Annotated in this window: 10 protein-coding genes and 1 tRNA gene; 5 read left to right on the top strand and 6 right to left on the bottom strand. The window is 37.5% G+C overall.

Annotated features, from left to right (window positions below; genetic code table 11):
• Positions 1 to 213 precede the first annotated feature (213 nt).
• Together AB5M32_RS11880 and AB5M32_RS11885 are read left to right on the top strand one after the other, a co-directional pair.
• Positions 214 to 286: transfer RNA gene (locus tag AB5M32_RS11880), tRNA-Lys, on the top strand.
• A 417-nt stretch (positions 287 to 703) separates the two neighbouring features.
• A complete protein-coding gene (locus AB5M32_RS11885; RefSeq protein WP_368024479.1) occupies positions 704 to 1,303 on the top strand; it encodes an SOS response-associated peptidase in 600 nt (199 codons plus the stop codon).
• A gap of 267 nt (positions 1,304 to 1,570) precedes the next feature.
• Here the strand turns inward: AB5M32_RS11885 and AB5M32_RS11890 are convergent, their stop codons facing one another.
• The 6 genes from AB5M32_RS11890 to AB5M32_RS11915 form a co-directional block, all read right to left on the bottom strand.
• Positions 1,571 to 3,298, bottom strand: a complete 1,728-nt coding sequence (locus tag AB5M32_RS11890; protein ID WP_368024480.1) for an ABC transporter permease/substrate binding protein — start codon at positions 3,296 to 3,298, stop codon at positions 1,571 to 1,573.
• Positions 3,291 to 4,484, bottom strand: a complete 1,194-nt coding sequence (locus AB5M32_RS11895; RefSeq protein ID WP_010720061.1) for a glycine betaine/L-proline ABC transporter ATP-binding protein — start codon at positions 4,482 to 4,484, stop codon at positions 3,291 to 3,293. The genes AB5M32_RS11890 and AB5M32_RS11895 overlap by 8 nt, the downstream gene beginning before the upstream one ends.
• Before the next feature lie 199 nt (positions 4,485 to 4,683).
• Complete coding sequence (locus AB5M32_RS11900; protein WP_010720062.1) at positions 4,684 to 5,316, bottom strand: GntR family transcriptional regulator; 633 nt, start codon at positions 5,314 to 5,316, stop codon at positions 4,684 to 4,686.
• Between the two features lie 191 nt (positions 5,317 to 5,507).
• Positions 5,508 to 5,630 carry a FeoB-associated Cys-rich membrane protein gene (locus tag AB5M32_RS11905; RefSeq protein WP_178306183.1) on the bottom strand — a complete coding sequence of 41 codons (123 nt, stop codon included), beginning with the start codon at positions 5,628 to 5,630 and terminating at the stop codon, positions 5,508 to 5,510.
• Positions 5,631 to 7,766 (bottom strand): ferrous iron transport protein B, encoded by a 2,136-nt coding sequence (feoB, locus tag AB5M32_RS11910; RefSeq protein WP_053765767.1) that lies wholly within the window; start codon positions 7,764 to 7,766, stop codon positions 5,631 to 5,633. It abuts the gene before it with no gap.
• Positions 7,767 to 7,769: 3 nt separating this feature from the next.
• Complete coding sequence (locus tag AB5M32_RS11915) at positions 7,770 to 8,270, bottom strand: ferrous iron transport protein A (RefSeq protein ID WP_010720065.1); 501 nt, start codon at positions 8,268 to 8,270, stop codon at positions 7,770 to 7,772.
• 408 nt (positions 8,271 to 8,678) lie between these two features.
• Here AB5M32_RS11915 and nrdH point away from each other — a divergent pair, with 408 nt between their 5' ends.
• The 3 genes from nrdH (at position 8,679) to nrdF (ending at position 12,232) form a co-directional block, all read left to right on the top strand.
• Entirely contained in the window at positions 8,679 to 8,903 is a 225-nt protein-coding gene (gene nrdH, locus AB5M32_RS11920; protein WP_010738447.1) for a glutaredoxin-like protein NrdH, read from the top strand.
• A 146-nt stretch (positions 8,904 to 9,049) separates the two neighbouring features.
• Positions 9,050 to 11,209, top strand: a complete 2,160-nt coding sequence (nrdE, locus tag AB5M32_RS11925) for a class 1b ribonucleoside-diphosphate reductase subunit alpha (protein WP_010720067.1) — start codon at positions 9,050 to 9,052, stop codon at positions 11,207 to 11,209.
• A gap of 54 nt (positions 11,210 to 11,263) precedes the next feature.
• The gene (gene nrdF / locus AB5M32_RS11930; RefSeq protein WP_010738448.1) at positions 11,264 to 12,232 is read left to right on the top strand and encodes a class 1b ribonucleoside-diphosphate reductase subunit beta; all 969 of its coding nucleotides are present in this window, start codon (positions 11,264 to 11,266) and stop codon (positions 12,230 to 12,232) included.
• The last annotated feature ends 31 nt before the right edge of the window (positions 12,233 to 12,263 follow it).

Raw genomic sequence — 12,263 nt, forward strand, 5'->3', positions numbered from 1 at the left:
GTAAAAATGAAAAAGTGTTAGGGTTCGTTCTTTTGCAAGAACTTTTGTTGGTTGGTATGGTTATATCATACTGAGCATTTGTGAATAAACTATGAATGAATTTCTATAAAGACGTAAAGTTTTTTATGATTTTTTTTAAGCTAGTCTTGCATTTTAAAATCCACAGTGCTACTATTATTAAGTAATATTCAGTAAATATTTCATAAATTTATTGGGCCGTTAGCTCAGTTGGTAGAGCAGCTGACTCTTAATCAGCGGGTCGCGGGTTCGAGCCCCTCACGGCCCATTGGGTGCCAAACCCACGTCATCAGTACATTCTTGGCTACTTCGGTAGTTTCGAAAAGAGTGTACGTGATGACATTTTTTGTTTTTCGGATATATTTTTTTGATTGATCACTTAGTATTGTCCGAGGGAAAATTGCGAATGAATGAACTCCGCCAAACCGTCAATTAATTAAACCACATTGCTTCCACTAACAGATCTCTCATCGCAACCAAATGATAGCGTTTACTTTATTAATAGAGCATTTATCGTTACAATCTAATTAAAGTTTCAATGAAACAAAGTAAGTCTAGCCCTTTTGACGTATTACCAGAGAAGTTCGTACACCTTGGGATCCTATTTAGTTGATGAGACAGGCTTTTGCCAACCATTAACTAACTATTGGATCGTTTTATCAACTAGTGATTGGAGGAAAAAATTATGTGTGGACGTTATTTTTTTGATTTAGCATCCGATGAGCTGAAAAAATATTATGAACAAGTAAAGCCACAGGCAGAAAGTCGGCAAATCCACATCGGAAAAAATGAAATTTTTCCATCGAACCATGTAGTAACGTTAGGTCTTAATCAAGAATCCGCTGTTGTGCCAGGTATCACTCGTTGGGGCTTTACCGGTTTTAAAAAAGGACAGCTAATGATCAACGCTCGAGCAGAAACTGTCGAAGAAAAAAAGACATTCTCTCACCCTTTCAAAGAGACTCGTTGTGTTTTTCCAATGTCGGGTTTTTATGAATGGGATTCTGATAAACACAAAGTAATGTTCACTGACAGTCAAACGTCCGTCCTTTATGTCGGTGGTTTTTATCGGATCCATAAAAATGAAGCTGGATTTGAAACCGAATCAATCATTTTGACCACTCAACCAAGTCAATCAGTGCTTCCCGTTCATGATCGCATGCCCTTAATCCTAGCAAAAGAACAGATTAAAGACTGGCTTAATGATTTAGATTTTGCAAGGAGTCAGCTGACAGCGAAGATGCCTGAGTTAAGTCGACGAAATGTAGACGAAAACCATATATAACCAAAAACAAACATGTACTGAAAAATACAATGAGCAAAATGCTTCTCAGATACTTCGGTTTGTTTTGAAGTGTTGAAGCATCATAACATTATTCAAATATTTACAAAAAATTGAACGAACACCTCAATACTAGCTGTCTTGCACAAAAACTTCTAATATATTGGTACAAAAAATGAAGCGTTCCAAAAATAGTAAAGACTATTTTCAGAACGCTTCATTTGATTTACTAGAGTTTGATCGAACTTTTCGTGATCAGTTACCTAAACATTATTCTTTCCAGCTATCGACTGTTTTTTGATTTTCTTTGATCCAGTCTTGTGCTGCTTGTTGTGGATCTTTTCCGTTATTGATTTCTAACATGACTTTTTCCATATCTTTTTCTGACCAGTGGAAATTATCTAAGACCTTATATGCTTCTGGTTGGTCTTCTTTTAATCCTTTGCGGACGATCGTATGGATTTCTTCAGCACTTCCCATAGCTTTTTTAGGATCTTCAAGATACTTCAAGTCATATTTAGCAAACATCCAATGTGGGGTCCAACCTGTAATAACGATTGGTTCTTTCTTTTTGATGGCTTGACCTAATGCCACTGTCATCGCACCTGAAGAAGAAGTTTCTACGGTCCAATCTTTTAAATTGTCATACTGCTTGATTGTATTTTCAGCAGCGTTTACGACTCCTGCACCAGGTTCAATACCTGTAATTTTCTTACCTGCTTGATTGGTTAATTCTTCAATCGAGTTGACATCCATATAGCTTGGAACAGCTAAGCCAACTTTAGCACCAGTTAAATTAGCACCTAGATCATTTATTTGGTCTTTGTACTGTGCATATTGAGAACCATGGGTTTTTGGTAACCACGCAGATACCATCCCATCTGATTCTCCCTTAGAAACAGATTCCCACATGATGGAATTATCTAATGGTGTGATCGACACATCATAGCCCATTCCTTTAAGTACTTCAGCAACTACATTCGTTGAAGCTACTTCAGTATCCCATTCTACATATGAAAGATTGATTTTTTTCGTTTCTTTGTTATTAGCTAAACTACCTAAGCCAATGGCACCTAAAATCACAACCACTACAGCTCCAATAATGATTCCTTGGCGTTTTTTACTTTTTTGTTTGTTCGCACCTGTCGCTTTTTTATTATTTGGTTGATTCAAATGTTGCGTAAAACGGTCAATGATGATCGCCAAGATAACTAAAGCTACCCCGTTAACAAATCCATTTCCGACTTGCGCACGTTGTAATGCTGACAAGACGCCACGACCTAATCCTGGCGCTCCGATCATTGAAGCAATCACGACCATTGAAAGTGACAACATGGTGGTTTGGTTGATCCCCGCCATGATCGTATTTTTAGCCAATGGTAATTCTAACTTGAACAGTTTTTGCCAACTGGTACTACCAAATGAATCAGATGCTTCCACCAATTCTTTTGGTACTTGGCGAATACCTAGATTTGTGAAACGAACAGTTGGTGGTAACGCAAAAATAACCGAAGCGAATACCCCTGGAACCATCCCGATCCCAAAGAATGCAACTGCTGGGATCAAGTAAACAAATCCTGGCATAGTTTGCATAAAGTCAAGGATCGGTTTGATGATACTTTGCGCTTTGCTGCTTTTTGCCATTAAGATTCCTAACGGTACACCAATAATGATGGAGATCATACTAGACAATAAGACAAGTGTCACAGTATTCATCAAATCAGACCATAACCCTTGATTGTAAATAAACCATAGACCGATCAACGTAAACAAGGTCAGTCCTGGATGTTTCTTAGAGATAAAGAATGCAACGACTGTTAATAAAAGGATGAACACTGGTGCTGGAATAACTAATAATAAATTAGTGATCCCAGACATCACTGCTTGCCCGATCGTTTGTAGAAAAGCAAATAGTCCTGCAAACGTAGTCGTAAACCATTCTGTCAATTTCTCAACCCAATCTGCTACGGGTAATTGATAGTTTAATAAATTATTCATGTTCATTCACCTCACCTGATTCTGCTAATGCTTCAATCACACTTCCTCGAATGACAACCCCTTTAAGTTTACCGTTGTCAACGACTGCTAGTGGCGTAGGTGAATCATAAATAATATTGAAGATATCACTGACAATCATGTCTTTCCCAATGACAGTGACATTTTCATCTAAGAAGTCAATCAACGGCCGTTTTTGGCGTCTGGCTTCTAGCGCTTGATCAGCTGTAATGATTCCTTTTAAGTTTCGTTTTCTATCGACTGCCATCAACATACTTACTTCTTCGTTGCGCATTCGAGTCAATGCCACATTTGGACCATCTGATTCAATATTGGTGGTCAACGCTGGAACCATGATATTTTGAGCTGTTAAGACTTTGGAGCGATCCACTTCCTCCACAAATTCTCGAACATAATCGTTAGCAGGATTCGTTAAGATTTCTTCCCCTGTGCCGATTTGCATGATTTCACCATCTTTCATCAATGCAATACGGTCACCGATTCGCAACGCTTCGTTTAGATCATGGGTGATGAAAATGATTGTTTTTTGGACATTTGATTGTAATTCGAGTAGTTCATCTTGCATTTCACGGCGAATCAACGGATCAAGAGCAGAAAAAGCTTCATCCATCAATAAAATCTCTGGATCGTTGGCTAATGCTCGAGCTAGCCCTACACGTTGTTGCATCCCACCAGATAATTGATTTGGATATTGATCTTTAAATGAAAGCAAACTTGAGTTTTCAAGTGCTTGTTCTGCTTTTTGTTGGCGTTCTTCTTTCGGAACTCCTCGAACTTCTAAACCATATTCCGTATTTTCTAAGATCGTACGATGTGGAAATAACCCAAAGTTTTGGAAAACCATATTGATCTTGTGACGACGAACTTCACGAAGTTCTTCTTTACTCAATTTTGAGATGTCTTCTCCATCGATATAGATGTTTCCTGCTGTTGGTTCGATCAAACGATTCAATAATCGAATCAAGGTTGATTTCCCACTACCGGAAAGACCCATGATAACGAATATTTCGCCTTCTTGAACATCAAAGCTAGCATCGTACACACCGACCGTTGCGCCGGTTTTTTTCAATATATCTGTCTTCGGTTGATGATTCTTCATCATTTCTAAAGCTACTTGTGTCTTTTTACCAAATATTTTTGTTAAATTTTTTACTTCTACCTTTACCAAACAAATTTCTCCTTTTTTATGTTTATGTAAATTCATTTTACTTTCTGAAAAAAAGTGACCACACTATACTAACATCGTGTAGTCACTTTGTCAAAAAGGAGACTTTTTTGTTTGCTTCCAAAATAAAAAAACTTGAATAAAGCCCTAGCGGTTAGGCTTATTCAAGATTAAAATTTGATGATAAAAAATAATTAAAGGACTAGTTTTCTGGATAGAAGAAATTAGTCATTCTTTGTAAGGTAAATTCGTTTCCAATGAAATGTACAGTGTCACCCGCTGTGAATTTGGCATACGGTCCAGGTGAAACGAGCAACTCTTCTTTATGGGAAATCGCAATCACTGTCGCTCCTGTTGCTTGCCAAATATTCAACTCGCTGATGGAGCGGTCAAGATGGGTCGCTTCTTTCGTCAACGTTAATTCAAATGGCAATAAAGGATTCATCTTATGTATCCGTTTCGTTTGACTGACTAATTGATCTAATAATTGTGAAAAATGATCCAATTCTTCTTGTTGCTTTTCTACACTTGCCATAATTTCGGCTTTTGTTTCTTGGATCGATTGAACATCTTGGTATTGCAATAAAAAATCTTTGGCTTTCTCTTTTGAGGCAACGAATGCCCCACTGCCATGGCGAACCTCCATGATCCCTAGATCAACTAGCACATTGATTGCTTTTCTTGTAGTTTCAGGAGAAGCATTATATGTACTTGCTAAAGTGGATCTCGCATGGATCTTCTCACCCACCTGATAACGGTTTTCCACGATTCGTTCAGCCAGATCAACTGCGATTTGTTGGTATCTTGGACGAACAATTTTTTTCTTTCCTGCCATTTATTCTCCTCTTCCTTCTCTTTTTCAGTTACATCTTACTATGGGAAATCAAAATAAGCAAAAAATCTTAAAAAGGTTTTAAGTCTTTTCCTTGAAGAAAAATCAAAAGAAGCAGGATCAACCACAAAAAAAACAACGAACGATGAACTGTTTTTCGATCATCACTCGTTGTTTTTATCATCTCACATCCGTTAGACTTTCTTTACTGGGCAAGCACTTTTACAGTCATCACACGTTTTTCCTGATTTGATACGTGAAAATACAATATAACCAGCACTGCCAAAGATCAATACACTTAATAAAAAAGTCGCCATTTAATTTCCACCTTCTAATGATAACGTCAAAATTTCTTGTTTCTTCTGCTGTTTTTTCAATAAAGCGTAACCTAATCCAATCAGTACCATACCTGCTAAATAAGTCGAAAATACGATAGAGCCGCCTTCTAATAAATGAGCGAACTGATAAATCATGAAGCTTACCAAGTAAGCAAACCCACATTGATAGCCAACTGCGATCAGTGTCCATTTCCTTGAATTCATTTCACGATGGATCGCACCGATTGCTGCAAAACAGGGAGCACAAAGCAGATTGAAGGACAATAAGGAATAAGCAGCAGCGGAAGTATACGTACCTTGTAATGCTTGCCAAATCTCTCGACCATTTTCCGCTACTTCTTTGTGCCCAAACAAAATACCAAAAGTCCCAATGACATTTTCTTTGGCCACTAATCCAGTGATCGTAGCTACTGTTCCTTGCCAATTCCCCCATCCTAGTGGTTGGAAAAGAGGAGCCACAATCCGTCCAACACTTGCTAGAATACTTTGATCTTCCGTAACAGGTTGACCAAAAAAGTTATACGAAGAAGTAAACCAAATCAAAATACTTGAAACAAAGATGATCGTTCCTGCTTTTTTGACGAATGATTTACTGCGGTCATAGGTTTGGCGTAAAATCGTTGTTCCTTGTGGAAAATGATACGCTGGTAGTTCCATAATAAATGGTGCGGTATCGCCAGCAAATAACTTCGTCTTCTTCAACATGATCCCTGATAAAACGATGGAAGACATACCTAGAAAATAAGCAGAGGGGGCTACCCAAGAAGTATGGGGGAAAAACGCTCCTGCAATCAAAGCAATGATTGGTAATTTAGCAGAACATGGCATAAACGTTGTGACCATGATCGTCAAGCGACGATCTTGCTCATTTTCAATGGTTCGGCTAGCCATCACTCCTGGAACACCACAACCTGTAGCAATCAACATAGGAATAAACGACTTCCCTGACAAACCAAATTTCCGAAATAAACGATCCATCACAAAAGCGATCCGTGACATGTAGCCACAATCTTCCAAGAAACTTAAACACAAGAACAAGACGATCAGCTGAGGTAGAAAGCCCAACACTGCGCCTACCCCTGCTATGATTCCATTGAGGATCAATTGTTGCATCCACTGTGCCACTTGCCAGTTGACCAGTACCTGTTCGACGTGTTGTGGCAACCAGCTGCCAAATAACGTGTCATTGATCCAATCGGTTCCCATTGTTCCGATTGTTTGAATCGCTAAATAATAGATCAGCCACATGACAAAAGCAAAAATTGGTAAAGCGAACCAGCGATTAGTAACGATTCGATCGATTTTATCACTGATGGACAAGCGAAATGAATCCGTAGACACGACACAAAGTGCAGTAAGTTGCGTTAGCCATTCATATCGTTCATTAATAACTATTGTTTCGCTATCTTCATCAAATAGTCTCTCTGTCAGACGAATCAGCTGCTCAATTTCTTTTTCTTGTTTTGTCGTTATTGTTTGTTTTTCCCATAACTGTGGATCACGCTCAAAATATTTGATGGCAGACCAGCGTTGAAAAGGCTGATCTTTTCCTAATATCTCTTCGATTTCATGGATTGCAGCCTCTAGTCGATCGTCATAATTAGTTAGTAAGGATACCTTCTGTTCTTTTGGCTGCTTGGAGGCATCAATGATTTTCTTCGTGAGTTTATCCAACCCTTCTTTTTTCAATACACTGATAGGAACCACAGGTATGCCTAAACCATAACTTAATTTTTCGACATTGATTTTTTTGCCATTTTTTTTAATGATATCCATCATATTCAGTCCGATAATGATGGGGATGCCTAGATCTAATAATTGTGCAGTCAGATAAAGATTTCTTTCTAAATTTGTGGCATCGACAATATTGATGATCAGATCAGGACATTCGTTGGTCAGATAATCTCTCGCAATTACTTCTTCAGGTGTATAAGGTGACAGGGAATAGATTCCAGGTAAATCTTGAATCTTGATTATCGGATTTTTCTTCATTTTTCCTTCTTTTTTTTCCACCGTTACCCCTGGCCAATTCCCTACGTATTGTTTAGCACCAGTTAAGGCATTGAATAAACTACTCTTTCCACTATTAGGGTTACCAACTAAAGCTACCTTCATTTTTTACACCTCTTTTTGCACAAGGATCAACATTGCTTCTTCTTTACGAAGCGTTAACTCATACCCTCGCAAGGTAATTTCTAACGGATCTCCTAGTGGTGCTAATTTTCTTACGGTCAAAGGAACATTTTTCGTTACACCCATATCCATCAAACGCCGTTTAACAGCGCCTTTTCCATGTATCCCTACAACGATTCCTCGTTCTCCAACAGTCAGTTGATCTAATGAAGTCCAGTTATCCTTAGAAAGTTCGTTCTTTTTCACTAAAATTTGTTTAAACAACTCTCGATCGATCGCGATCCGATTATTTTTTAGCAGGACGATTCCATTACTTCCTGATCGATTGATAACAACGAGTTTACTTCCAACGATTATACCGAGATTTTGCAAATGTTTTTTGACTGCTTCACTCGTTTGCAATTTTTCAATTTGGTAAACAAGATTTAGCTTCGCTTCTTCTAAAGGGACAGTGGCATCTAAAGATAAAGTAGCATTCAAATTCATAAATCGATTTTCATCTCCTTCTTGTGAAAAACATCATGATAGTTCTTTCTATTTATTTTCCCTATTATTTACTTCATTTATCAACATACATTGAGAATCATTCTCAATAAGAATACTCTCGTTACTTGATAAAGTCAACGAACGTTGTGATTTTATGAGCGAACTTTCATTTAACCACTTAATAAGGAGATAAAAAAATCTTTTCGGGGATTTTTCCACAACCTTCACTGTACTAAAACAAGTATTTTTTCCCCTGTTACTTGTTTTCAGCTGTTTTTCAAAAACCACAAAACATAGTATTCCACAGTTTCCACAACACAAGATGTAGTGTTTGTTGTTTGACTTTTTTACTAATAGTTTTATACTATTCATTATAGATAAACAAGAGCTGTGGAGGAGGCAATACACATGAATGTCAAAATATTTTCTAAAAATAATTGTATGCAATGCAAGATGGTCAAACGCTTTTTAACTGACAACCAAATCGATTTTGAAGAAGTTAATATCGACGAACAACCAGATGCAATTGAATGGTTAAAAGCTCAAGGATTCCAAAGTGTTCCTGTCATTACGTCAGATGCACAAACGGTGATCGGGTTTCGACCAGATCAACTTCGCAAACTTGCTAGTTAGTCACCAGTCAATCGAAATGGAAAAGAACGTAGAATTGGATTTGATGGAATTGAGGCACTTGTTTTTGCCGTAAACTCCCCAAATCCTTTTTTACAGCACGAAACAATATTCACTATCAAAATATGGAATGAAGGTTGGGCGTACTTATGAGTCTTAAGCAGTTAAAAGATGTTAGTTACTTTAAATTAAACAATGAAATCAATCGACCAGTAAATGGTCAGATCCCGCTAAATAAAGATAAAGAAGCGCTAACCGCTTTTTTTGAAGAAAATGTCAAACCAAACACGATGACGTTTGCAACAGCAATGGATAAAATCAATTATTTGATTGAAAACGACTATTTAGAGTCAGAATTTATCCAACTGTACTCTGCTGAATTTATTGAATCACTTTATCAATTTTTAGCAGAACAACACTTTACCTTTAAATCATTTATGGCTGCCTACAAATTTTATTCACAATATGCGTTAAAAACGAATGACGGGACTGCTTATCTTGAATCTTATGAAGATCGAGTAGCTTTCAACGCACTTTATTTTGCTAATGGTGATGAACAATTGGCGCTGTCTTTAGCAGATGAAATGATCCACCAACGTTACCAACCTGCTACCCCCTCTTTCTTGAACGCCGGTCGGAAACGTCGTGGGGAACTCGTTTCTTGTTTCTTGACACAAGTAACTGATGATATGAACTCTATCGGTCGTTCGATCAACTCTGCTTTACAACTATCACGTATCGGTGGTGGTGTTGGGATCACTCTTTCAAACCTACGTGAAGCGGGTGCACCGATCAAAGGTTATGAAGGAGCAGCAAGTGGTGTTGTCCCTGTTATGAAATTATTTGAAGATAGTTTTAGCTATTCAAACCAATTAGGTCAACGTCAAGGTGCTGGTGTCGTTTATTTGAACGTCTTCCACCCAGATATCATTGCTTTTCTTTCTGCCAAGAAAGAAAATGCAGATGAAAAGATCCGAGTAAAGACACTTTCACTTGGTGTAATCGTTCCTGATAAATTTTACGAGTTAGCTCGTAAAAATGAAGAAATGTATCTTTTCAGTCCTTATAGTGTGGAAAAAGAATATGGCGTGCCATTTTCTTATGTCGACATCACTGCTGAGTATGATCATTTAGTAGCGAATCCTAATATTCGGAAACAAAAAATCAAAGCACGTGAACTTGAAAATGAAATTTCGAAATTACAACAAGAATCCGGTTATCCTTATATCATCAATATTGATACAGCGAATCGTGAAAATCCAGTTGACGGAAAGATCATCATGAGTAACTTGTGTTCGGAAATCCTACAAGTTCAAACACCTTCTGTTATCAATGGAAAACAAGAATATGAAGTATTAGGAACGGACATCTCATGTAATCTCGGTTCGACTAACATCGTTAACTTGATGGACAGCCCTGATTTTGGTCAGTCTGTGCGTACGATGACACGGGCATTGACTTACATCACAGATGCTTCCGATATCGATGTTGTCCCTCCAATCCAAAATGGAAACAAATTGAATCATACGATCGGACTAGGAGCAATGGGCTTGCACACTTTCTTTGCGAAGGAACAAATGGCGTATGGCTCTGAAGAATCCTTAGATTTCACAAATATTTACTTTATGCTTTTAAATTACTGGACATTAGTTGAAAGTAATACGATTGCTCGTGAAAGAAAACAAGTCTTCCATAACTTTGAAAAATCTGCTTATGCAGATGGAAGCTATTTTGATAAATATGTTACTGGAGAATTCCAACCAAAATCTGATAAAGTAAAAGCTTTATTTGAAGGAATCTTTATTCCAACTGCTGAAGATTGGGAAAACTTAAAACAAGCGATCATGACCGATGGTTTATACCATCAAAATCGTCTAGCTGTAGCACCGAATGGTTCGATTTCTTATATCAATGACACTAGTGCAAGTATTCATCCGATTACACGCATGATCGAAGAGCGTCAAGAAAAGAAAATCGGGAAAATCTATTACCCAGCGCCTTATCTGTCAAATGAAACAATTCCTTACTATACTTCAGCTTATGACATGGACATGCGAAAAGTCATTGACATTTACGCAACTGCTCAACAACATGTAGATCAAGGAATGAGTTTAACCCTATTTATGCGTTCTGAAATCCCAGAAGGTCTATATGAATGGAAAACAACGACTAAACAAACAACACGTGATTTGAATATCTTACGTCACTACGCTTTCCATAAAGGAATCAAATCAATTTATTACGTTCGGACATTTACTGATGATGCAGAAGAAATCGGCAGCAATCAATGTGAAAGTTGTGTCATCTAAAACAAGTAAGCAAAAAATGAACAGACAGGTAATTTAAATAAAGGAGCATTTCTCATGTCAGAAACTTACTATGAAGCAATAAACTGGAATGAAATTGAAGATATCATTGATAAATCTACGTGGGAGAAACTAACTGAACAATTTTGGTTAGATACCCGTATTCCTTTGTCTAATGATTTAGATGACTGGCGGACACTGTCACAGTTAGAAAAAGATACGGTTGGCCATGTCTTCGGTGGACTGACTTTACTCGATACTGTCCAATCAGAAAGCGGAATGGATCAGCTGCGTAAGGATGTCCGTACGCCGCATGAAGAGGCTGTATTGAACAATATCCAATTTATGGAATCGGTCCATGCAAAAAGTTATTCTTCCATTTTTAGTACATTGAATACAAAAAAAGAAATCGAAGAAATCTTTGAATGGACGAATACAAATCCTTATTTACAAAAAAAAGCGGAACGTATCAATGAAATCTACAAAAATGGCACAGCTTTAGAAAAGAAAATCGCTAGTGTGTTCTTAGAAACATTCTTATTTTATTCCGGCTTTTATACTCCTCTTTATTATTTAGGAAATAATAAGTTAGCGAATGTAGCAGAAATCATCAAATTGATTATTCGAGATGAATCTGTTCATGGGACTTACATTGGCTACAAATTCCAATTAGGTTACAATGAACTATCAGAAGAAGCACAAGAACAGCTAAAAGACTGGATGTATAATTTATTATATGAATTGTACGAAAATGAAGAACGTTATACCGAGGAACTGTATGATCCAATCGGTTGGACGGAAGAAGTAAAAACATTCTTGCGCTACAATGCCAATAAAGCATTGATGAACCTGGGAATGGATCCACTTTTTCCAGATACAGCGAATGATGTCAATCCAATCGTGATGAACGGTATCTCTACCGGTACCAGCAACCATGATTTCTTCTCACAAGTGGGAAATGGCTACCTCTTAGGGCATGTGGAAGCAATGCAAGATGACGATTATTTGATTGGTTTAGATGACTAAATAGGAAAAGAACGTTTAAGCGTTGGGTTGT

The sequence above is a fragment of the Enterococcus sp. C57 genome, from assembly GCF_040887305.1.
Lineage (GTDB): Bacteria > Bacillota > Bacilli > Lactobacillales > Enterococcaceae > Enterococcus_B > Enterococcus_B hirae.